The following is a 20,408-nucleotide window of genomic DNA, read 5'->3' as shown; positions in this document are numbered from 1 at the left end:
GGTTTTCGGCCAAGTTTAGAATTCAGGAGAACTCAAATGGCGACTGTTAAAGTCAGCGACGATACCTTCTCGTCCGAAGTGCTCGAATCCGACATCCCTGTGGTTGTGGATTTCTGGGCTGAATGGTGCGGCCCGTGTAAACAAATCGGCCCGTCCCTCGAAGAACTGTCCGAAGAGCTCGACGGCAAAGTGAAAATTGCCAAGGTGAACGTGGACGAAAACCCGAATGCTCCGGCACAATTCGGCGTGCGTTCGATCCCGGCGCTCTTCATGTTCAAAGGCGGCGAAGTTGTTTCCGCCAAAGTTGGCGCAGCACCGAAAGCTGCTCTGGCCAACTGGATCTCTGAAGAGTCCTGATCGCGGTCACAGATGACGAATTCGGGCGCCCTTTGTGGCGCCCTTTTTCATGCGCCGGTTGCACCCTCGGCCCCGCCGCCACATATAGGAAGCCAAGCGAAAGGAAGTCCTATGTCGAAAGAAGAATTTCCCGGATGGCATGGCACCACGATTATCGGTGTCCGCCGCGGAGGTGAGGTTGTTGTCGCCGGTGACGGTCAGGTCAGTCTCGGCCAGACAGTGATCAAAGGCACAGCCCGCAAGGTGCGCCGGTTGAAACCGGGCGGTCATGAGGTCGTTTGCGGGTTTGCCGGATCCACCGCCGATGCATTTACCCTGTTGGAGCGGCTCGAAGCCAAGCTAGAGGCAACGCCCGGTCAACTCGCCCGCGCCTGTGTCGAGCTGGCAAAAGATTGGCGGACGGACAAATACCTCTCCAAACTCGAAGCCATGCTAATTGTGACGGACGGCGACTCCCTACTCGTTGTTACGGGTGCGGGTGACGTTCTGGAACCGGAGCATGATATCGCGGCCATCGGCTCGGGCGGCAACTTCGCTCTCGCTGCCGCTCGCGGCCTCATGGAAACCGACAAAGACGCAGAGACCATTGCACGCGAAGCGATGAAAATCGCCTCCGACATCTGCGTTTATACAAATGGCAACCTGACGGTTGAGAAAATCTCGAAATGACTGATCTGACCCCCCGCGAAATCGTTTCCGAACTCGACCGCTACATCATCGGACAAAAGGATGCCAAGCGCGCCGTGGCCGTGGCCCTGCGCAACCGCTGGCGCCGCAAGCAACTGGGCGATGATCTCCGCGACGAGGTGTATCCGAAGAACATCCTCATGATCGGACCGACCGGCGTCGGCAAAACCGAGATTTCCCGCCGTTTGGCGAAACTCGCCCGCGCGCCGTTCGTCAAAGTCGAAGCCACCAAATTCACCGAGGTCGGCTACGTCGGACGTGACGTGGAGCAAATCGTTCGTGATCTCGTGGACGGCGCGATCTCTCAGACCCGCGACTACATGCGCGAAGATGTGCGTGCGAAGGCGCTTGGATCCGCAGAAGATCGTGTCATTGAAGCGATTGCAGGCACGGACGCGCGCGAGCAAACCCGCGAAATGTTCCGTCGCAAACTCCGTTCCGGTGAACTCGACGACACGGTGATCGAGCTTGAGATTGAGGATTCATCCTCTCCGATGGGAATGTTTGAGGTCCCGGGCCAACCGCAAATGGGCGGCGGGATGATGAACCTCGGCGATCTCTTCAAATCTCTGGGTGGTCGCACGGTTAAAAAGAAAATGACTGTTGCAGAGAGCTATAATGTGCTCATCGATGAAGAGGCCGACAAGCTGCTCGACGATGAAACGGTGACGCGCACAGCCCTCAAAGCCGTGGAAGAAAACGGGATCGTGTTCCTCGACGAGATCGACAAAGTCTGCGCCCGCACCGATGCGCGCGGTGGCGATGTGTCTCGTGAAGGCGTGCAGCGCGATTTGCTCCCGCTGATCGAAGGCACGGTTGTTTCGACCAAATATGGCCCTGTCAAAACCGACCACATCCTCTTCATCGCATCCGGCGCGTTTCACATTGCGAAACCGTCTGATCTTTTGCCGGAGCTTCAGGGCCGTCTGCCGATCCGCGTCGAACTTCGCGCGCTCGAAGAGGGCGACTTTGCCCGCATCCTGACTGAAACGGACAACGCGCTCACGCTGCAATACTCCGCCCTAATGAAAACCGAAGAGGTTGATGTGACGTTCTCCGAGGACGGGATCGCGGCCATCGCGAAACTTGCGGCGGAGGTGAACAGCACCGTCGAAAACATCGGCGCGCGGCGTCTCTACACCATCATGGAGCGTGTTTTCGAAGAGCTGTCCTTCGATGCGCCCGACAAGTCCGGCGCGAAGATCACCGTCGACGCGGCCTATGTCCACGCGCATGTGGATGAGCTCGTCAAAGTGACGGACGTAAGCCGCTATATGCTCTGACAATTATCGCGGGCGGCGCAGGTAGACGTAATAGGCGCCTGTGCCCCCGTGTTTCAAATGCGCTTCATGCACCTGAAGGACCGCTTCGCGGAGCGGCGAGGTGTGGAGCCAATGGGGAACCTGATGTTTCAGAACACCCGTCCGCACCGGAATAGGCCCGTCATCATCGCGATGCTTCCCCTTGCCGGTGATCACTAGCACAAGGCGCCGATCCATCGCCCATGAATTCAGAATAAAGCGCGTGAGGGCAGGGTGGGCCTGCGCGACCGTCATCCCATGAAGGTCAATTCGTGCCTCTGGAACCAGTTTCCCCTTCCGCATCTTCCCGAATTGCTTCCGATCCATACGAACCGGAGCCTGCCGCAAGTGTTCGCCGATTGTGGGCGCGAGTTTGTGATCTGGCGCCTTTTTGGCTGGATTAGAGCCTACTTTGAACGGTTTCAGGGACGGTTTGTCGACCTGTGGAACCTTCGGTTTCGGCTGATCTGCCCGCGCAACGTCTTTGACGGGGCGCGAAAGGTGCATCGGGTTCGCGGTCTTTTTCACCGCGTCCCAAAGGAGCTTGTCCTCCTTCGTCAGACCTTTCTTGCGCCGTGTCATCCTTCCGCGCGCTCCTCAAGACCATAGGCAAGCTGGATCGGCATTAGGACGATCAGACGACCGGGGTCCTTGATCTGTCCTGCCAGTTCTCCGGCCTGATTGCCCGATCCAAAGAAAATGTCGGCACGTTGCGCGCCTTTGATAGCGGACCCCGTATCCTGCGCGATCATGAGACGGTGAAGGGGTTCTTCGCCCTCCTTCTCAATCCATACAGGCGCACCCAAGGTCACGAACTTCGGATCAATCGCAATCGACCGCATCGGCGTGATCGACCGGTGCATTGCGCCGATCGGACCTTTGTCGGCCGAGAGCTTTGGAAGTTCGCGGAAGAAGACATAGGACGGGTTGGTGTTGAGCAAATCGGTGCCTGCGGTCGGATTTCTGCGCACCCAATTCTGGATCACCTTGGCAGAAACCTGATGCGGGTCATAAACGCCGCGCGCGATCAGCTCCTGCCCAATAGAGCGATAATTGCGCCCGTTGTGACCCGCGTATCCGATGCGAATAATAGACCCGTTTTCGAGCCTAATCCGGCCTGATCCCTGCACTTGGAGGAAAAATAGCTCGACCGGATCATCGACCCACGCAATCTCCAAGCCCCGCCCCGAAAGCGCGCCTTCTGTGATATCACGGCGCGAGAAATAGGGCGTTCCAGGCGAAACATCAGATGGCATCCGGTAGACGGGATAGCGATAACGCGCTGACTGGGTGCGGGAGCCGCGCAACTCCGGCTCAAAATAACCGGTGAAAAGCGGTTCCTGTCCGTCTTCGATCAGAACCGGTCGGAAAAACAACTCAAAGAACGCGCGCGCATCTTCAACCTTGGCGGCCACCGCACAAAGCTGTGGCCATTCGCGGCCCTTGATCAGATCACAGGTCTCTCGAAATGTAGAAAGGGCCGCGGAATGATCATCCTCGGCCCACTTCGGGAGGTCTTCGAAAGAGAGAACCTTTGCCATCGGTTCATCCGCAGCCATCACAGGCGCAGACGCGGCCAGAACGCCCGCGAGCGTCAAACTGGCCAATCGCGCCCACATCATTCACCCGTTGCGACAAGCTGCCAGTTCGGATCATCACTACCAAGGTGACGTGCAAAGGTCCAAATGTCTTTCTGACGTTTGGTCGCATTCGGATCGCCGCTGATGATCTCACCTTCAGCGTTCCGGATCACCGAGGTGGTTTCACCGACAAAACGCAGGGTAACTTCAGCTTCGTCCGTGGCCTTATCGAGGTCCGCATCTACAATTGCGATCTCACGAACACCGATAAACTGGCTTTCGATTTTCAGACCTTTTGCCTGACGATCTGCGACGACTCCGGAGAAGGCCTCATAAACATCGTCAGAGAGGAAAGGTTTGATGCTGTCGAGATCGTCATGTTCGAACGCCATCAGGATCATCTCATAGGCGCCGCGGGCACCAGACAGGAATTCGGCCACACTGAAAGACGGTTCAACGCGTTTGATCGCCGCGAGATTGTCCGCAGCGCGCGTTCCCGGTTCGACGTTATCAACGATATCGTGATCCACACCGCCTTCGATGACCTCGAAATCGCGACGCATCGCGTTCGGTTCATTCATAGACTGAGGATCTACACGCGGTTTTTCAAAACCTTCGCGCGTTCCGAGAACGCTGCGCAGACGCAGGATCAAAAAAATCGCGATGGCCGCGAGTACCAGAATTGAAAGAAACGACTGGTTCATATGGTCCTAATCTCCGTTGCAACGTGGCAAATTCTCTGTGCTGTTCTTATGTAGGTGACGATAGGCGCCAAGTCTACCAGCGCCACGAAACAGTTATTGGAGGTCACATGTGGCTTTTTGCGATTTTCGTCGCCGTGCCCATCATTGAAATCGCCCTGTTCATTCAGGTTGGCGGATTGATCGGACTTTGGCCAACGCTCGCGATCGTGGTGCTCACGGCGTTTCTCGGAACGTATCTCGTCAAACAGCAGGGCGCGATTGCTATGTCGCAGTTGCGGCAGTCGTTTTCCGAGCTCAATGACCCGAGCGAGCCGCTCGCCCATGGTGCGATGATCCTTTTCTCCGGCGCTCTTTTGCTCACCCCGGGTTTTTTCACAGATGCCTTCGGCTTTCTCCTGCTCGTTCCGGCCTTTCGCGCCGTCGTCATGAAAGAACTTCGTAAACGGGTGAAGGTCCAGAGTTTCTCAATGGGTCAGCAAACGACCTATGCACGCCGTGATCCTTTCTCCGAGCATCCCACCGACCCGGGAGTGATCGACGGGGAATTTGAGGAGATCGATCCCGAGGCGCCTAAAAATCAAGGCCCGTCAGGATGGACTCGCCATTGAGGCGGTACCTCCAAACTGATACAAAGCCGCGACTATAAAATTTCGAGGACAAGACACATGGCCGAAAACGGCGCAACCACCCCGACTCCTGAAGCCAGCGCACAGGCAGCGCCGGTCAAAATGCAGATCCTTGGACAGTTCATCCGCGATATGTCCTTCGAGAACATTCTCGCACAAAAAGGTCTGAAGGTCGAAGGTCGTCCGGCGATCTCCGTTCAGGTCGCTCTCGACGCCAAAAAGCGTCCTGAGGAGAACAACTTCGAAGTCGCCACCAAGGTGAAAGTCGAATCCAAGTCCGAATCTGGCGATGCGACGCTCTTCATCCTCGAACTTGACTACGCAGGCGTATTCCTGATCGAAAACGTGCCGGACGAGCAAATGCATCCGTTCCTGATGATCGAGTGCCCGCGTATGCTCTTCCCGTTCCTGCGTCGCGTTGTGCATGACGTGACCCGTGACGGTGGCTTCCCGCCGCTGAACCTCGACAACATCGACTTCGTTCAGCTGTATCGCCAGGACATGGCCCGCCGCGCAGAAGCTCAAAAAGCCGCAGCTGCTGCACCGGCGAATTAAGCTCGGCTTAGTTGAATTTATTCCAAAGAGCGCCGTCGCCCAGACCTTCTACGAAGGCCGCATGGGCGGCGGCTTCTTCGTCTGTGATCCGCGGCGGGAGCGGGGCAGGGCGTTTCGTCGGCCGCCATGTGTCATTGGCCCCGTCGCCACCTGCTGATTTCTGCGATCCACCGGACGGTGCGAGCACGAGATCAGGCTGACGGCCGCCGATCAGTTCGAGATAGACCTCAGCCAGAATTTCAGAGTCGAGAAGCGCGCCGTGGAGTGTCCGCGACGAGTTGTCGATCCCGAACCGCCGGCACAGCGCGTCGAGCGTCGCCGGAGCCCCCGGAAACTTTTTCCGCGCCATGGTGAGTGTATCAATCGCGCGCTCATACGGGATTTCCGGAATGCCGATCCATTTCAATTCGGCATTCAGAAACTTCATATCAAAGCTGGCATTGTGGATGACCAGCTTTGAATCCGTTCCAATGAAATCAACGAAGGCCTGACCAACCGCTTTGAAGAACGGTTTATCCTTGAGAATAACCTCACCATCCTTCGGCGGACGTGGGTTTTGAAGGAGATCGGGGCCAATTCCGTGCACGCCGAATGCCTCATCCGGCATATGGCGGTCAGGATGGATGTATTGGTGATAGGTCCGACCTGTCGGCATGTGGTTCATGAGTTCGATCGCACCAATTTCGACAATCCGGTCTCCGCTAAACGGATCAAATCCGGTGGTCTCGGTATCGAGAACGATTTCACGCATGGTTTAACTGCTTCCTGATTTTCGCGAGCACATCCTGCACTTGGGTGCGGGCGGCTTCAAGGCTCATGGTCTCAATCACATAATCTGCGCGGGCGCGTTTTTCAGCATCAGGCAATTGTTTTCCAAGGATCGCTTTGAAATGCGCCTCGGTCATGCCCGGACGTGCCAGCACGCGATTGGCCTGTGTCTCCGCATCAACAGAAACAACCACAACCGCGTCGACACGTTTCTCTCCGCCTGTTTCAAAGAGAAGCGGCACGTCCACGAGGGCGATCGGAGCCTCTGTCGTCTCAAGAAACGTCTCACGATCAGCCGCAACCAAGGGATGCACAATCTTTTCGATCTCTTTGAGCGCTGCGGGATCAGCGGCAATGATTTCCTTGAGCGCGATCTTGGACACTTCGCCCTCTGCCACAGCCTGCGGAAAAATCTCCGAAATCGGGGCAACTGCCGCCCCTCCGATAGAATAGAGACGCGCAACCGCAGCGTCAGCATCCCAAACGGGAACGCCTTCCTCGGCGAACATCTTTGCCGTTGTACTTTTCCCCATTCCAATGGAACCGGTCAGGCCGATGACGAACGGTTTACTCATGTGTTCAGGATATGATCGCGCGTCGCTGCGTCAACCTCGGGCCGTGTACCAAACCAACGCTCAAATCCCGGAACTGCCTGATAGAGCAACATCCCGAGACCATCGACGGTCTGACATCCGATTGCAGCGGCATCTTCGAGCAGCTTGGTCCGGAGCGGCGTGTAGACGATATCTGTGACGACCGCTTTCGGGCTTAGTTTGTCCAGATTGATCTTGAGTTCTTCCTGACCAACCATCCCGAGTGCCGTGGTGTTAATTACTGTTGTCGCGCCGTCGAGCATGTCACCGGCATTCACCCACTCAACGACCGAAATCTTCGTTCCAAACTCATGGCGCAGCGCATCGGAGCGCGTGCGGGTGCGGTTCGACAACCGGATTTCCGGCACACCCATTTCAATGAGGGACGCAATCACGGCGCGTGAGGCCCCTCCCGCGCCGAGAACGGCGGCGGGTCCGGCCTTTGGATCCCAATCGGAATTGGCGCGCAGGTTTTCTGTGAATCCGAACCCGTCCGTATTGTCCGCGTGCAGTTTCCCATCAGAGCGGAAAATCAGCGTATTCGCCGCTCCGATGAGCGCCGCGCGGTCCGTCACGATATCGGCGAGGCCGAGAACAGCCTCTTTATGTGGGATCGTGACATTCGCCCCGACAAATCCCATCTTCGGCATCGCGCGGATCACCTCTTCGAGATCGGACTGTTCCACGTGAATCGGTACATAATGCCCTTCGATTCCGTATCTCCGGAGCCAGTATCCATGCAGCTTTGGGGACTGGCTATGCGCAACCGGTGCTCCGAGCACGCCAGCCATCGGAATTCTGTGAGTCATGATGCGATCATCTCCCTTTCAGAGAGATATGCCAAAAGCGGAAGCAGCGGCAAACCCAAGACTGTGAAATAGTCGCCCTCAATATTTGAGAAAAGACGAACCCCCTCAGCCTCTAACATGTAATTCCCGACGCAATGTCTGATCTCGTCCCAATTCCTGTCGAGATATTCATCGAGATAGCTGTCGGAAAAATTCTTCATCACGAGGCGAACTTCACCCACATGACGCCATTTCGGTTCCCCGCCTTCATAGATGACGACTGCGGAAAGCAATTTGTGCCGTTCGCCGCGCATTTCTCTGAGAAGTTCGCGCGCCTCGTCCTTCGTCTCGGACTTCGAAATCAGGCGGCCTTTGAAAGACAGCGTCTGGTCACAGCCAATGACCATCGCCTCCGGATTCTTAAATGAGACCTTGCGGGCTTTGCCCTCCGCTAAAGCATCAGCGACCTCGCGCGGACTGGCCCCTTCGGAAACGAGCGCATCCTTAATGCTTTCTTCATCAATCCGCGCGACGATCACATCAAACGGGACCCCTGCATTTATGAGGAGTTGCTGCCGGATCTTCGAGCCGGAGGCGAGAAGAATTTTTTCAGGTGTGTTCATAAGCCTGTTGAAAACTCCTGTGTATGCGCGTTGAGAATTTGGTGAGAACCGGCCTGATCGCTCTGCGTGGTGGACAACTTCCAATCTCTACGCATTCCGCGCGCAAAATGTACCCCGTGGATTTCTGTTCCCGCTCTTAACGGAAAAGTAACAGTTTCCCAATCGTGATTAGAATTATCCGCAAGTTATAAAATTTAATTATTTGATAAGAAATGATATTTTTTGTTCGCCCACAAATGTGGATAACAAAATACCCGTTTTTGAACATGGGAAAAGTTCTGTGGAGAACTCAATAATCCCCGTTATCCACAGGACCTACAAAATCATCATCTTTTCTTTTCTTTTTCTTTATTTATTTAGAGAGGGAGAAAGCGAGGCACTCATGGGCGATATTCTGGCGATCATTTACCCTTGGACGAAATCCCTTCATGTGATTTCCGTCATCGCCTGGATGGCCGGTATCTTTTATCTGCCCCGTCTCTATGTCCGGCACACCGAAAGCGTCACACGTGGAACAGAAACCGATCTTCTGTTTCAGGACATGGAAAAGAAGCTCCTGAAGCTCATTATGAACCCGTCGATGATCTCGACATGGATTTTCGGTCTGTGTCTCGTCTTCACACCGGGCGTCGTTGATTTCTCTGCTGGCTGGTCCTGGATCAAAGGGGCGAGCGTGATTGCTATGACGTGGTTCCACATGTGGCTGGCCGCCCGTCGCAAGGACTTCGTAGCGGGGACAAACACCCGTTCTGGTCGTCACTACCGGATCATGAACGAGTTCCCGACACTTCTCATGATCGTCATCGTTGTGATGATCATTGCGAAGCCTTTCTAAGAAACATTGACTCCGCGTCCTTCAATTTCTATCTAGGCTGAAATCCCCGCCGTCCGGCATCAGGGATTCTCCTATGACATTTGATGAGAGACCTGTCCTGACGGGGCGGGCGTTTGTGGACTTCTATGAGTGAAAACACCCTCTATCTGGCCGATCTGAAAGCCAAGAGCCCGAAAGCCCTTTTGGCGATGGCGGAAGAACTCGAGATCGAAAACGCCTCGACCATGCGTAAGGGCGAGATGATGTTCCAGATTCTCCGCGAACGCGCGGATGAGGGCTGGGAAGTCTCCGGTGACGGTGTGCTCGAAGTTCTGCAGGACGGCTTTGGTTTCCTCCGCTCACCTGAAGCGAACTATCTGCCGGGTCCCGACGACATCTATGTCTCTCCTGATGTGATCCGTCAGTATGGTCTTCGGACCGGTGACACGGTCGAGGGCCTCATTCAGGCACCGAACGAGAACGAGCGTTACTTCGCAATCACCAAGGTGACGGTGATCAACTTCGAAGAGCCTGAGAAAGCGCGTCACAAAATCAACTTTGACAACCTGACGCCGCTCTATCCGGACTCGCGCCTGAAGATGGAGATCGAGGACCCGACAATCAAAGACCGCTCTGCGCGGATCATCGATCTCGTGTCTCCGATCGGTAAAGGCCAGCGTGCCCTGATTGTGGCGCCTCCGCGCACGGGTAAAACGGTTCTGCTTCAGAACATCGCGCACTCGATCGAAACCAACCATCCGGAATGCTACCTGATCGTTCTCCTGATCGACGAACGTCCGGAAGAGGTGACGGACATGCAGCGCTCTGTGAAGGGTGAGGTGATCTCTTCCACCTTCGACGAACCTGCGACCCGCCACGTTGCCGTCTCCGAAATGGTCATTGAAAAAGCGAAGCGTCTCGTCGAGCACAAGCGCGACGTCGTCATTCTGCTCGACTCCATCACCCGCCTTGGCCGCGCCTTCAACACCGTTGTGCCGTCATCTGGTAAGGTTCTGACGGGTGGTGTGGACGCCAACGCCTTGCAGCGTCCCAAGCGCTTCTTTGGTGCCGCACGGAACATTGAGGAGGGTGGCTCCCTCACCATCATTGCGACCGCTCTGATCGACACCGGCTCGCGTATGGATGAGGTCATCTTCGAGGAATTCAAAGGGACGGGTAACTCCGAGATCGTTCTCGATCGTAAGATCGCGGACAAGCGCGTCTACCCGGCGATGGACATCCTCAAATCCGGCACGCGGAAAGAGGACCTGTTGGTCGATGCGAAAGATCTGCAGAAGACCTACGTCCTGCGCCGCATCCTCAACCCGATGGGAACGACCGACGCAATCGAGTTCCTCATCTCCAAACTAAAACAGACCAAAACGAACTCCGAGTTCTTCGACTCGATGAACGCCTAAGAGGAGTTCGGGGAACACCCCTTCGAGGATCGCGATGGATACGATCTACGCATTGGCAACCGCCCGCGGCAAAGCGGGCGTGGCAGTGGTCCGGATTTCCGGGCCGCTTGCGTTTTCGGCTGTCGAGATTTTGGCAGGCGATGTGCCCGCGCCGCGCCGCGCGGCTTTGCGTCGTCTGACGGATCAACAGGGTGTTTTACTCGATGAGGCGCTCATCCTGACCTTTGACGAAGGCCGTTCCTTTACTGGGGAGCAGAGTGCAGAGCTCCAACTCCACGGGTCTGTGGCCATCGTAAACGCCGTTCTGAGAGCGCTGAGCGAGATGGATGGCCTGCGCCTCGCCGAAGCAGGGGAGTTCACGCGTAGAGCGCTCGAGAACGAGCGTCTGGACCTTTCTCAGGTAGAGGGCCTTGCCGACCTGATCGAAGCGGAAACGGAATCCCAGAGGAGACAGGCGCTCAAGGTGTTCTCCGGTGCGCTCGGTGAAAAGGCCGAACGCTGGCGGGCGTCTTTGCTCCGTGCGGCGGCGCTCATCGAGGCGACGATTGATTTCGCGGATGAGGAAGTGCCGGTCGACGTTTCGCCCGAAGTGCTCGAACTGATCGCGATCACCATGCTCGAACTCGAAGAGGAAATCTCCGGCGCGCGCATGGCAGAGCGGGTCCGCGACGGGTTTGAGGTCGCTATTGTCGGGCCGCCGAACGCTGGTAAGTCCACGCTGCTCAATGCGCTCGCAGGGCGTGACGCAGCGATTACGTCGGAGATCGCTGGCACGACACGTGACGTGATCGAGGTGCGTATGGACCTCGCAGGATTGCCGGTCACACTGCTTGATACGGCGGGACTTCGTGAGACCGAGGACCATGTGGAATCCATCGGGATCGAACGTGCGCGCCTTCGCGCGTCTCAGGCTGATCTCCGTGTGATCCTCATTCCGGAGGCTGGGGCCGAACCCGAGCTTGCGCCCGAAGAGGATGATCTCGTCCTGATCGGCAAAGACGATGATGGGAAATTCAACGCCTCTGTCTCTGGTAAAACGGGGCAGGGGATTGATCGTATGGTGGCGCACATCAGCCAGACCTTGGCGGATCGCGCCTCTGGTGCCTCCACGGCTATTCGCGAGCGTCATCGCGTTTCGATCAAAGATGCGTTGACCTCTATGGAATCAGCGCGAAATGAGGTATTGCTCGGCGCAGACAGGGCGGACCTCGCTGCGGAAGAGCTCCGCAGAGCCGTCTATGCGTTGAACTGTCTCGTCGGGCGGATTGATGTCGAGAACATCTTGGGTGAGATTTTCTCCAGTTTCTGCATCGGTAAGTGAATTTTGAGCAAGGAGTGTTTCACGTGAAACATACCGACTTCGATGTCGTCGTCGTTGGCGGCGGACATGCTGGAAGTGACGCCGCTGCGGCCGCTGCAAGGGCAGGGGCGCGGACAGCTTTGGTCACTCTGCGCCGTGACGGCATTGGCGTGATGTCCTGTAATCCCGCCATCGGTGGTCTGGGCAAGGGTCACCTCGTGCGCGAAGTCGATGCTCTAGACGGTGTCATGGGCCGCATCGCCGACAAGGCGGGCATCCAGTTTCGTCTCCTGAACCGTCGCAAGGGTCCGGCAGTGCAGGGGCCGCGTGCGCAGGCAGACCGAAAAATCTACCGCACAGAGATGCTTGCGGAGCTCGAAGCCACCGAAGGCCTCACCATCATCGAAGGCGAAGTCGCCGATCTGATGATGGACGGTGATCGCGTTTGCGGTGTTGTCCTTGGCGATGGGGCCGAGATTTCGACACACAGTGTTGTGCTCACCACCGGTACATTCCTCAATGGGTTGATTCACATCGGCGAGGAAAAGCGCCCCGGCGGCCGCATGGGGGACAAGCCCTCCGTCGCGTTGGCTGAGCGCTTATACGGTTACGGCCTCCCAATGGGCCGTCTGAAAACCGGCACGCCCCCGCGCTTGAACGGCAAGACAATCAAATGGGATCTCCTCGAGGAGCAACCGGGTGACGAAGATCCGGTCGTCTTCTCTTTCCTGAACAAAGCACCGAGCGCGCCTCAGGTCGCCTGCGGGATCACGCATACGAACGAGAAGACACACGACATCATCCGCGAGAACCTGTCCCGCTCCGCGATGTATGGCGGGCATATCGACGGAGTAGGGCCGCGCTATTGCCCGTCGATTGAGGACAAGATCGTTCGCTTCGCCGATAAAACCTCGCATCAGATCTTCCTCGAACCAGAGGGCGTGGATGACGACACCGTTTATCCGAACGGCATTTCCACATCTTTGCCTGTCGACGTTCAGACGGATTACGTCCGCTCGATCTATGGTCTGGAGGAGGTTGAGATCCTTCAGCCCGGCTACGCGATTGAATATGACTACGTCGATCCGCGCGCGCTTCGCATGACCTTGGAGCTACGCGATGTGCCAGGCCTCTACCTCGCCGGTCAGATCAACGGGACGACGGGCTATGAGGAAGCCGCTGCGCAAGGTCTCGTTGCTGGCCTAAATGCGGCCCGTCGCGCGCGTGATCTGGAGCCCGTGATTTTCAACCGCTCGAACAGCTATATTGGGGTTATGCTCGACGATCTCACCACCCGTGGTGTGAGTGAGCCGTATCGCATGTTCACCTCCCGTGCCGAATTCCGCCTGTCTCTGCGCGCCGACAACGCCGACCAACGCCTCACTCCACTCGGACTTGAGGCCGGTCTCGTCAGCGAAACCCGCCGCGTTGCGTTCGAAGAGAAGATGTCCGAACTCACGAAAGGCCGCGCTCAACTCGAAGAGACGAGCTACACGCCGAAGGAACTTGCAGCTGTTGGAATTGAAGTGAGCTCCGATGGCGCACGCCGTTCTGCTTATCAGGTGCTCTCTTTTCCGAATGTGACCTTTGACCACGTCGTCGCCCTTAATCCGGATTTGACCGAGATTTCAGAGGACATTCAGGTGCAGCTCGCCCGAGATGCGCTTTACGCGAATTACATTGAGCGCCAGCAAAAAGATGTCGAGGCAATGAAGCGTGACGAGAAGCAGATCATTCCGGATGACTTCGACTATGGTGCTCTGAGCGGCCTGTCGAATGAGTTGCGGACCAAACTCATGCATGCGAAGCCGCAGACGATTTCTCAGGCGAGCAGGGTAGAGGGGATGACCCCGGCCGCAACAACCCTGATCCTCGCGCGCTTGAGACAGAACCAAAGACAGAAGGCGTCCTGATGTCAGACACGACAATTGGCGAGATCAATGTTTCACGTGAAACATTGGAGCGCCTGACTGCTTATCTCGAACTTCTGAAAAAATGGAATCCGGCAATCAACCTCGTGGCAAAGTCTACGATCGATCACGCTTGGGACCGTCATTTCGTGGATTCGGCGCAAGTTCACCGCCTGATGCCAGAAAACTGCGAGAAATGGTGTGATATCGGGAGCGGCGGCGGATTCCCAGGCCTTGTCTGCGCCACTCTGTCAATGGAATTTGCGCCAGAGACGCAATTTACGCTCATTGAGTCCGATCAAAGGAAAGCTGCGTTTCTTCGAACGGTGATCACCGAACTGGGTCTTAACGCACAGGTGTTTTCCAAGCGGATTGAAGAGGTTGATCCCGTCGGCGCGGACATCCTTTCGGCCCGCGCGCTGGCCCCGTTGAGTAAACTTTTGGAGTTCTCTGAACGCCATCTGCGGCATGGCGGACACGCTCTTTTTTTGAAGGGCGCATCCTTCAGAGATGAGATTTCCGAATCTCTCAAAAGCTGGCATTTCAGTTATGAAGAGCGGCCGAGCATCACCGATCCGTCCGCTGCCATCCTACGCATTGGAGATATCAAACGTGTCTGATCCGTCCCGTCCGAATGGTCCGAAAATTATTGCAATTGCGAACCAGAAGGGAGGGGTGGGAAAGACGACCACGTCGATCAATCTCGCCGCGGCCCTCGTCGCCGAGGGATATCGTGTTCTCGTTGTCGATCTTGATCCACAGGGGAATGCGTCGACTGGTCTAGGTATTGAGGCAGATAGCCGAGATAACACAACATATGATCTTCTATTCGGAGATGTCGATTTGGAGGACGTGCTCCAGACGACAGACTTTGAAGGCCTCTGGATTTCGCCGGCGACCATCGATTTGAGCTCTGCGGACCTTGAGATGGTCTCGAATGAGAAGCGTAGCTTCCTTCTTTACGACGCGCTTCGCCAGCCAGCGATGGATCGCTATGGCTTCGATTTCGTTCTCATTGACTGCCCGCCGTCCTTGAGCCTCCTGACTGTGAACGCGATGATTGCGGCGAATTCCGTCCTCGTGCCGCTTCAGAGCGAGTTCTACGCTCTCGAGGGGCTTTCCCAACTCATGCTGACAGTCCGTGAGGTCCGCCAATCCGCGAACGCGAAATTGCGAATCGAAGGTGTTGTGCTCACGATGTTTGATCAGCGGAACAATCTCTCCCGTCAGGTGGAGCAGGATGCGCGGGATAACCTCGGGGATCTGGTCTTTAACACCGTAATTCCGCGCAATGTGCGGATTAGTGAGGCTCCGTCTTTTGCTTTGCCGATTTTGCAATATGATCCGACGTCGAAGGGCAGTATTGCCTATCAGGCATTGGCCCAAGAAGTGATCGCGAAAAGAGGACAATAAATATGGCAGGCCCAGGTAAGAATAAGAGCAGAGGTTTGGGTCGCGGTTTGTCGGCATTGATGGCCGATGTAACACCGGAAAGTTCTGCTGAAAGTGATGAAAACGGTATCCGTCGGCCCGATATGTTGGTGCCGATTGAGAAAATCGTACCAAATCCTGATCAGCCGCGCCGAACCTTTGATCAAAGCGGTCTCGATGAACTCGCCAACTCCATTCGCGAGAAAGGCGTCATTCAGCCGCTGATTGTCCGCGAAAGCCGTCGCAAATCGGGTGAGTATGAGATTGTTGCGGGTGAGCGTCGTTGGCGCGCCTCGCAAATGGCGCGTCTGCATGAGCTGCCGGTGCTGGTGCGGGAATACACCGACACCGAAGTGCTCGAAGTTGCGATCATCGAAAACATCCAGCGCTCCGATCTTAACGCGATCGAAGAGGCGGCTGGCTACAAGCAGTTGATGGAACGCTTCGGTCATACACAAGAGAAGCTATCCGAAGCCCTCGGGAAGAGCCGCAGTCACATCGCGAACCTGATGCGTTTGCTGCAACTTCCGGCCGACGTTCGGGAGCTCGTCGTTAACGGTGATCTCTCTGCAGGACACGCCCGTGCGCTGGTCACGGCGGATAACCCGTCCGAACTGGCGCAAAAGATCATTGAGGGCGGTTTGTCGGTTCGTGAGACCGAAAAGCTCGTGAAGGGTGAAAAGGCTCCGACGAAAGCGAAGGCGCCGAAGCCCTACAAACCGGACGACAAAGACGCCGATACGCGTGCACTTGAGGGTGATCTTTCCGCCTCGCTCGGTATGCGCGTGACGATCAACCATGTTGATGGCTCTGAGAAGGGCAGTATGACTATCTCCTACGACACGTTGGATGAACTCGATACGCTCTGCGGCGTGCTCTCCAGAGGCGTTTAATCTTCGGGAATCAGTTCTCTGATGATGGCATTTAGGAGCGGGCGTCCTTTCGGTGTGACCGAGAGGCGCCCGTTTTCGATTTGGATGAAGCCATCGTCTTCCAAATATGCGCTTTCGATCTCGAATTCGCGCCCGAGAAGGGCTGAAATCCGTGCCAGATCGATACCCTCCGTGATCCGCAGGCCCATCATCAGATACTCTGTGGCCTGATCATAGCCGCTGAGGGCCGTGCGCTCGTTCTCGCCGTGACCTTTGCTCTCGACGGACTTGAGCCACGCCGTCGGCGCCAGGGGCGTATCAATCGCGAATTTCTGGCCGTTCAGCGTGAGGCGCGCATGCGCACCCGGCCCGATCCCCGCATAGTCGCCGTAATTCCAATAAATGAGGTTATGACGGCTCTCTGCGCCCGGTCGCGCGTGATTGGAAATCTCGTAGGCGGGCATACCGGCCGCTTCGCACTCTTCCTGCGTCACGAAATACATGTCTGCGGCGCTGTCGTCCGTCGGGAGATTGCGCAAAGTTCCGCGCTCGTAGCGGTCGCCGAAGGCGGTGCCTTCTTCGATCGTGAGCTGATAGAGCGACAGATGGTCGATTGCCATTGAGAGCGCTTCGCGCAACTCCGCGCGCCATGCATCCGGCGACTGGCCTTGGCGCGCGTAAATGAGGTCGAAACTCACGCGATCAAAGGTCGAGCGCGCGATATCAAACGCCTTGCGCGCCTCAGCCACGGAATGAAGCCGTCCGAGACGCTTCAAGTCCTCATCTTGGAGCGACTGGATACCCATCGACACCCGATTGACGCCCGCGTCGCGATAGCCCTGAAAACGACCTGCTTCGACGGATGTCGGGTTCGCTTCGAGCGTGATTTCAACGTTGTTGGAAAGTCGGAATCTGTCTCTAACCCGGCCCAAAATGGCGTCTACGAGCTCTGGTTCCATCAAAGAGGGGGTGCCACCGCCAAAGAAGACGGTGTTGACGATGCGACCCCCCGTGAGGGCCGCAACACGATCAATTTCAGAGAGATAGGCGCGTTCCCATGCCGACTGGTCAATCGTGGCCGCGACATGGGAATTAAAGTCGCAATAGGGGCATTTCGCCTGACAAAAGGGCCAATGGAAATAGAGGCCAAAGCCGCCCTGTTGCCAATCTTCCATCATTAGCCTTTGAACGCCGTGATTTCGATTTCGATCTTCATTTCCGGTTTGATGAGATCGGCGACCACCATCGTTGCGGCCGGACGAATATCGGCGAGGAATTCACCGAGGGCCGGCACAACTTCGTCCACCAGAGACGCGTCTGTGATCGTGTATTGAATGCGCACGGTGTCCGCGAGGGAGAAACCAGCACCTTCGAGCACACCCGAAATGGTTTTGAAACAGTTGCGGGCCTGATCAGCGATGCTCTCCGGCATGGTCATCGTGGCGTAGTCGTAGCCGGTCGTGCCGGAAACAAAGCACCAATCGCCCTGAACCACGGCGCGGGAATAGCCCATCACCTTTTCAAAATCAGAGCCGGAAGAGATCAGTTTGCGTTCACTCATTTTCAGAGATCCTTGAATGGTCCGGAGACCAGTTTACGAAAAGCGTCTGCGCGGTGGCTCATGGCCTGTTTGCGCTCGTGTTCCATTTCGCCGAAGGTCTCTGTTTCGCCATCGGGGAGGAACATCGGATCATATCCAAATCCCTTCTCGCCGCGCGCAGGCCAAACGATGCGACCAGTAACGATGCCTTCGAAAAGCTCGTCGTGGCTATCGGGCCAGGCGAGGCAGAGCGTGCAACAGAACTTCGCGGTGCGCGGCTCCGGTGCGTTCTTCGTTTCGAGAGCGTCCCAGACCTTTTGCATGGCCATCGGGAAATCGCGGCCGTTGGGTGTTTCAGCCCAATCGGCGGAATACACGCCCGGCGCGCCGTCCAGACCATCGACCGACATGCCGCTGTCATCGGACAGGGCGGGGAGGCCGCTTTCCTTTGCGGCGAAGTGCGCTTTGATGCGGGCGTTTCCGGCAAAGGTGTCCTCTGTTTCTTCCGGTTCCTCGAACCCGAGTTCTCCCGCAGAGATCACTTCAATCCCGAAAGGCGCCAAAAGCTCCGCGATTTCGCGGAGCTTTCCCTTGTTGTGGGAGGCAAGAACGAGCTTTTTGCCGTCGAATTTACGCATCAGGCCACCGCAGCGTTCTGGGCGGCGACGAGTTCCGCGACGCCTTTGTCCGCGAGATCGAGCAATTCGTTCATCTGAGCGCGGGAATAAGTCGCGCCCTCTGCACTCATTTGCGTCTCAATCATCTGGCCGTTGGCGAGCATGATGAAGTTTCCATCAACGCCTGCTTCAGAATCTTCCGGATAATCGAGGTCGAGCACCGGCTGACCCGCGTAGATCCCGCAGGACACGGCAGCCACGTTGGAGATCAGCGGATCGGACGTCAGGTTACCGGCTTTGATGAGTTTGTTCACCGCGAGGCGCAGAGCAACCCAGCCACCGGTGATCGACGCGCAGCGGGTGCCGCCGTCGGCCTGAATGACATCACAGTCAACCGTGATCTGACGTTCACCGAGTGCAACGCGGTCCACACCTGCGCGCAGGCTTCTACCAATAAGTCTTTGAATTTCAACGGTTCTTCCGCCTTGCTTGCCCTGAGAGGCTTCGCGACGCATGCGCGACGACGTAGAGCGCGGGAGCATGCCGTATTCTGCTGTGACCCAACCCTGACCGGAATTGCGCATGAACGGCGGAACACGCTCTTCAATGGTCGCCGTGCAAAGCACATGAGTGTCACCGCAGCGGATCATGCAGGAGCCTTCAGCATGTTTCGTAACGCCGACTTCAATTGAAATCGGCCGCATCTCGTCTAAATTTCTACCTGAGGGTCGCATGTCTGATCCTTCTATATTTGTTGCCGCAGACATAGCGAAGGGACGCGCGCGGGCGCAAGCCTCATTGACCGTGGGGTGAGATGTCTTTTAACTGCATGAGGTCCTTTTAAGACGCGAGAAAGATGACTGATCGAGCAAATCTGATCTCTGACATGAACGATCGCTCCCGTGAGGTCTTCCGGCGGGTGGTCGAAGGGTATCTTGAAAGTGGTGGTCCGGTTGGATCACGCACCCTGACGCGCATGATGGAAGAGAAAATCTCCGCTGCGACGATCCGGAACGTGATGCAGGACCTTGAGTATCTCGGCCTCCTGGACAGTCCGCACGTTTCTGCGGGTCGTGTGCCGACGCAAATGGGCCTCCGGCTCTTTGTGGATGGTTTGCTTGAGGTCGGCACCGTCACTGATGACGTGCGCGAAAAGATGGAAATGACCATCCGCGATGAACAAACCGATGTGGGCGGGATGCTCGATCGCGTTGGCTCTGCGCTCTCCGGTCTGACGCAGGGAGCGAGCCTCGTTTTGGCGCCCAAGCATGAAGCCGCTGTAAAACATGTGGAGTTTGTGAGCCTTGCACCGGATCGGGCGCTTGTGATCCTCGTGTTTGCGGACGGGCAGGTCGAGAACCGTGTGTTCGTGCCGCCGGCAGGACAAACCCCGTCGTCCCTGCGCGAGGCCGCGAATTTCCTCAATTCTCTCGTAGAGGGCAAAACCCTCGGCGAATTGCGGACCACCGTCGAACGGGAAATCAAAACGCGCCGTCAGGAGCTTGATAACCTCGCTGCCGACCTGATCGAAAACGGGTCTGCGTTCTGGGAAGGCGACGGGACGAGCTATGAGCGGCTGATCGTGCGGGGCAGGGCGAATCTGCTCGGCGAAAGCTCTGAGGCCGAAGAGCTTGACCGCATTCGCAGCCTCTTTGACGATCTCGAGAAAAAGCGCGACATCGCCGAATTCCTTGAATTGGCTGAGGATGGCGACGGCGTTCGAATTTTCATTGGCTCAGAGAACAAACTTTTCTCTCTTTCGGGTTCCTCTTTGGTGGTTTCTCCATATATGAACGCTGATCGTAAGATAATCGGTGCTGTGGGTGTCATCGGACCGACTCGTCTGAACTACGGACGGATCGTTCCAATTGTCGACTACACGGCGCAACTTGTCGGACGCATCCTGTCCAGCAAGGCATGAAAA

The 20,408-nt window shown here is 56.6% G+C and carries 24 protein-coding genes; 13 read left to right on the top strand and 11 right to left on the bottom strand.

The genetic code is table 11. The features are described from left to right. Positions 1–36: 36 nt before the first annotated feature. From trxA to hslU, 3 genes are all read left to right on the top strand, one after another. Entirely contained in the window at positions 37–357 is a 321-nt protein-coding gene (trxA, locus tag LA304_RS01505; RefSeq protein ID WP_224501345.1) for a thioredoxin, read from the top strand. 111 nt (positions 358–468) lie between these two features. Next, the gene (gene hslV / locus LA304_RS01500) at positions 469–1,026 is read left to right on the top strand and encodes an ATP-dependent protease subunit HslV (protein ID WP_224501344.1); all 558 of its coding nucleotides are present in this window, start codon (positions 469–471) and stop codon (positions 1,024–1,026) included. Then, complete coding sequence (hslU, locus tag LA304_RS01495) at positions 1,023–2,327, top strand: ATP-dependent protease ATPase subunit HslU (RefSeq protein WP_224501343.1); 1,305 nt, start codon at positions 1,023–1,025, stop codon at positions 2,325–2,327. Before hslV ends, hslU begins: the two co-directional genes overlap by 4 nt. A 3-nt stretch (positions 2,328–2,330) precedes the next feature. On the opposite strand, the gene LA304_RS01490 is transcribed toward hslU, so the two are convergent. From LA304_RS01490 to LA304_RS01480, 3 genes are read right to left on the bottom strand one after another with little or no spacing between them, the layout of a single operon-like run. After that, a complete protein-coding gene (locus tag LA304_RS01490) occupies positions 2,331–2,927 on the bottom strand; it encodes a Smr/MutS family protein (protein WP_224501342.1) in 597 nt (198 codons plus the stop codon). Beyond that, positions 2,924–3,964: a murein transglycosylase A gene (locus LA304_RS01485; protein ID WP_396022167.1), complete on the bottom strand. Its 1,041-nt coding sequence runs from the start codon at positions 3,962–3,964 to the stop codon at positions 2,924–2,926. Before LA304_RS01485 ends, LA304_RS01490 begins: the two co-directional genes overlap by 4 nt. Next, on the bottom strand, positions 3,964–4,629 hold the full coding sequence (locus LA304_RS01480; RefSeq protein ID WP_224501341.1) for a Tim44/TimA family putative adaptor protein: 666 nt from the start codon (positions 4,627–4,629) through the stop codon (positions 3,964–3,966). Before LA304_RS01480 ends, LA304_RS01485 begins: the two co-directional genes overlap by 1 nt. A 107-nt stretch (positions 4,630–4,736) precedes the next feature. On the opposite strand from LA304_RS01480, the gene LA304_RS01475 reads away from it, so the two are divergent. Both LA304_RS01475 and secB read left to right on the top strand, forming a co-directional pair. Then, entirely contained in the window at positions 4,737–5,237 is a 501-nt protein-coding gene (locus LA304_RS01475) for an FxsA family protein (RefSeq protein ID WP_224501340.1), read from the top strand. 57 nt (positions 5,238–5,294) lie between these two features. Further along, positions 5,295–5,810, top strand: a complete 516-nt coding sequence (gene secB, locus LA304_RS01470; RefSeq protein WP_224501339.1) for a protein-export chaperone SecB — start codon at positions 5,295–5,297, stop codon at positions 5,808–5,810. 7 nt (positions 5,811–5,817) lie between these two features. Here secB and dnaQ read toward each other — a convergent pair whose 3' ends face one another. Genes dnaQ through LA304_RS01450 form a run of 4 tightly spaced genes read right to left on the bottom strand, consistent with a single transcriptional unit; the run spans position 5,818 to position 8,582 of the window. Next, positions 5,818–6,561 (bottom strand): DNA polymerase III subunit epsilon, encoded by a 744-nt coding sequence (gene dnaQ, locus LA304_RS01465; RefSeq protein WP_224501338.1) that lies wholly within the window; start codon positions 6,559–6,561, stop codon positions 5,818–5,820. After that, the gene (gene coaE / locus LA304_RS01460; protein ID WP_224501337.1) at positions 6,554–7,153 is read right to left on the bottom strand and encodes a dephospho-CoA kinase; all 600 of its coding nucleotides are present in this window, start codon (positions 7,151–7,153) and stop codon (positions 6,554–6,556) included. The genes dnaQ and coaE overlap by 8 nt, the downstream gene beginning before the upstream one ends. Next, positions 7,150–7,980: a shikimate dehydrogenase gene (locus tag LA304_RS01455; protein ID WP_224501336.1), complete on the bottom strand. Its 831-nt coding sequence runs from the start codon at positions 7,978–7,980 to the stop codon at positions 7,150–7,152. The genes coaE and LA304_RS01455 overlap by 4 nt, the downstream gene beginning before the upstream one ends. Further along, complete coding sequence (locus LA304_RS01450; RefSeq protein WP_224501335.1) at positions 7,977–8,582, bottom strand: Maf family protein; 606 nt, start codon at positions 8,580–8,582, stop codon at positions 7,977–7,979. The genes LA304_RS01455 and LA304_RS01450 overlap by 4 nt, the downstream gene beginning before the upstream one ends. A gap of 382 nt (positions 8,583–8,964) precedes the next feature. Here LA304_RS01450 and hemJ point away from each other — a divergent pair, with 382 nt between their 5' ends. The 7 genes from hemJ (at position 8,965) to LA304_RS01415 (ending at position 16,348) form a co-directional block, all read left to right on the top strand. Further along, the gene (gene hemJ, locus LA304_RS01445; RefSeq protein WP_224501334.1) at positions 8,965–9,417 is read left to right on the top strand and encodes a protoporphyrinogen oxidase HemJ; all 453 of its coding nucleotides are present in this window, start codon (positions 8,965–8,967) and stop codon (positions 9,415–9,417) included. Positions 9,418–9,542: 125 nt separating this feature from the next. Then, positions 9,543–10,814, top strand: a complete 1,272-nt coding sequence (gene rho, locus LA304_RS01440; RefSeq protein ID WP_224501333.1) for a transcription termination factor Rho — start codon at positions 9,543–9,545, stop codon at positions 10,812–10,814. A 34-nt stretch (positions 10,815–10,848) separates the two neighbouring features. After that, a complete protein-coding gene (gene mnmE, locus LA304_RS01435; RefSeq protein ID WP_224501332.1) occupies positions 10,849–12,135 on the top strand; it encodes a tRNA uridine-5-carboxymethylaminomethyl(34) synthesis GTPase MnmE in 1,287 nt (428 codons plus the stop codon). Between the two features lie 14 nt (positions 12,136–12,149). Continuing rightward, positions 12,150–14,027: a tRNA uridine-5-carboxymethylaminomethyl(34) synthesis enzyme MnmG gene (mnmG, locus tag LA304_RS01430; RefSeq protein ID WP_224501331.1), complete on the top strand. Its 1,878-nt coding sequence runs from the start codon at positions 12,150–12,152 to the stop codon at positions 14,025–14,027. After that, positions 14,027–14,644 (top strand): 16S rRNA (guanine(527)-N(7))-methyltransferase RsmG, encoded by a 618-nt coding sequence (gene rsmG, locus LA304_RS01425; RefSeq protein ID WP_224501330.1) that lies wholly within the window; start codon positions 14,027–14,029, stop codon positions 14,642–14,644. The genes mnmG and rsmG overlap by 1 nt, the downstream gene beginning before the upstream one ends. Further along, entirely contained in the window at positions 14,637–15,437 is an 801-nt protein-coding gene (locus LA304_RS01420; protein ID WP_224501329.1) for a ParA family protein, read from the top strand. The genes rsmG and LA304_RS01420 overlap by 8 nt, the downstream gene beginning before the upstream one ends. Positions 15,438–15,439: 2 nt before the next feature. Next, entirely contained in the window at positions 15,440–16,348 is a 909-nt protein-coding gene (locus LA304_RS01415) for a ParB/RepB/Spo0J family partition protein (RefSeq protein WP_224501328.1), read from the top strand. Here the strand turns inward: LA304_RS01415 and hemW are convergent. From hemW to rph, 4 genes are read right to left on the bottom strand one after another with little or no spacing between them, the layout of a single operon-like run. Continuing rightward, a complete protein-coding gene (gene hemW, locus LA304_RS01410) occupies positions 16,345–17,502 on the bottom strand; it encodes a radical SAM family heme chaperone HemW (RefSeq protein ID WP_224501327.1) in 1,158 nt (385 codons plus the stop codon). The genes LA304_RS01415 and hemW overlap by 4 nt on opposite strands. Positions 17,503–17,504: 2 nt before the next feature. Next, positions 17,505–17,888 carry a RidA family protein gene (locus LA304_RS01405; protein WP_224501326.1) on the bottom strand — a complete coding sequence of 128 codons (384 nt, stop codon included), beginning with the start codon at positions 17,886–17,888 and terminating at the stop codon, positions 17,505–17,507. Between the two features lie 2 nt (positions 17,889–17,890). Continuing rightward, positions 17,891–18,505, bottom strand: a complete 615-nt coding sequence (rdgB, locus tag LA304_RS01400; RefSeq protein WP_224501325.1) for an RdgB/HAM1 family non-canonical purine NTP pyrophosphatase — start codon at positions 18,503–18,505, stop codon at positions 17,891–17,893. Next, a complete protein-coding gene (rph, locus tag LA304_RS01395) occupies positions 18,505–19,218 on the bottom strand; it encodes a ribonuclease PH (RefSeq protein ID WP_224501324.1) in 714 nt (237 codons plus the stop codon). The genes rdgB and rph overlap by 1 nt, the downstream gene beginning before the upstream one ends. Before the next feature lie 122 nt (positions 19,219–19,340). Between rph and hrcA the strand changes: the two genes are divergently transcribed. Beyond that, the gene (hrcA, locus tag LA304_RS01390) at positions 19,341–20,405 is read left to right on the top strand and encodes a heat-inducible transcriptional repressor HrcA (protein ID WP_224501323.1); all 1,065 of its coding nucleotides are present in this window, start codon (positions 19,341–19,343) and stop codon (positions 20,403–20,405) included. Positions 20,406–20,408: the final 3 nt, after the last annotated feature.

This window comes from Celeribacter litoreus (assembly GCF_020165855.1).
Taxonomy (GTDB): Bacteria; Pseudomonadota; Alphaproteobacteria; order Rhodobacterales; family Rhodobacteraceae; genus Celeribacter; species Celeribacter litoreus.
This window is presented reverse-complemented; position numbering and strand designations above follow the sequence as displayed.

Excerpts from the sequence above, each read along its gene's own strand:
- hslV (WP_224501344.1), top strand. The coding sequence starts at position 469 with ATGTCGAAAGAAGAATTTCCCGGATGGCATGGCACCACGATTATCGGT.
- rph (WP_224501324.1), bottom strand. The coding sequence starts at position 19,218 with ATGCGACCCTCAGGTAGAAATTTAGACGAGATGCGGCCGATTTCAATT.
- hrcA (WP_224501323.1), top strand. The coding sequence starts at position 19,341 with ATGACTGATCGAGCAAATCTGATCTCTGACATGAACGATCGCTCCCGT.
- rdgB (WP_224501325.1), bottom strand. The coding sequence starts at position 18,505 with ATGCGTAAATTCGACGGCAAAAAGCTCGTTCTTGCCTCCCACAACAAG.
- LA304_RS01475 (WP_224501340.1), top strand. The coding sequence starts at position 4,737 with ATGTGGCTTTTTGCGATTTTCGTCGCCGTGCCCATCATTGAAATCGCC.
- coaE (WP_224501337.1), bottom strand. The coding sequence starts at position 7,153 with ATGAGTAAACCGTTCGTCATCGGCCTGACCGGTTCCATTGGAATGGGG.
- trxA (WP_224501345.1), top strand. The coding sequence starts at position 37 with ATGGCGACTGTTAAAGTCAGCGACGATACCTTCTCGTCCGAAGTGCTC.
- mnmE (WP_224501332.1), top strand. The coding sequence starts at position 10,849 with ATGGATACGATCTACGCATTGGCAACCGCCCGCGGCAAAGCGGGCGTG.
- dnaQ (WP_224501338.1), bottom strand. The coding sequence starts at position 6,561 with ATGCGTGAAATCGTTCTCGATACCGAGACCACCGGATTTGATCCGTTT.
- rho (WP_224501333.1), top strand. The coding sequence starts at position 9,543 with ATGAGTGAAAACACCCTCTATCTGGCCGATCTGAAAGCCAAGAGCCCG.
- LA304_RS01450 (WP_224501335.1), bottom strand. The coding sequence starts at position 8,582 with ATGAACACACCTGAAAAAATTCTTCTCGCCTCCGGCTCGAAGATCCGG.
- hslU (WP_224501343.1), top strand. The coding sequence starts at position 1,023 with ATGACTGATCTGACCCCCCGCGAAATCGTTTCCGAACTCGACCGCTAC.
- rsmG (WP_224501330.1), top strand. The coding sequence starts at position 14,027 with ATGTCAGACACGACAATTGGCGAGATCAATGTTTCACGTGAAACATTG.
- hemW (WP_224501327.1), bottom strand. The coding sequence starts at position 17,502 with ATGGAAGATTGGCAACAGGGCGGCTTTGGCCTCTATTTCCATTGGCCC.
- LA304_RS01480 (WP_224501341.1), bottom strand. The coding sequence starts at position 4,629 with ATGAACCAGTCGTTTCTTTCAATTCTGGTACTCGCGGCCATCGCGATT.
- LA304_RS01455 (WP_224501336.1), bottom strand. The coding sequence starts at position 7,980 with ATGACTCACAGAATTCCGATGGCTGGCGTGCTCGGAGCACCGGTTGCG.
- LA304_RS01490 (WP_224501342.1), bottom strand. The coding sequence starts at position 2,927 with ATGACACGGCGCAAGAAAGGTCTGACGAAGGAGGACAAGCTCCTTTGG.
- secB (WP_224501339.1), top strand. The coding sequence starts at position 5,295 with ATGGCCGAAAACGGCGCAACCACCCCGACTCCTGAAGCCAGCGCACAG.
- LA304_RS01405 (WP_224501326.1), bottom strand. The coding sequence starts at position 17,888 with ATGAGTGAACGCAAACTGATCTCTTCCGGCTCTGATTTTGAAAAGGTG.
- LA304_RS01415 (WP_224501328.1), top strand. The coding sequence starts at position 15,440 with ATGGCAGGCCCAGGTAAGAATAAGAGCAGAGGTTTGGGTCGCGGTTTG.
- LA304_RS01485 (WP_396022167.1), bottom strand. The coding sequence starts at position 3,964 with ATGTGGGCGCGATTGGCCAGTTTGACGCTCGCGGGCGTTCTGGCCGCG.
- hemJ (WP_224501334.1), top strand. The coding sequence starts at position 8,965 with ATGGGCGATATTCTGGCGATCATTTACCCTTGGACGAAATCCCTTCAT.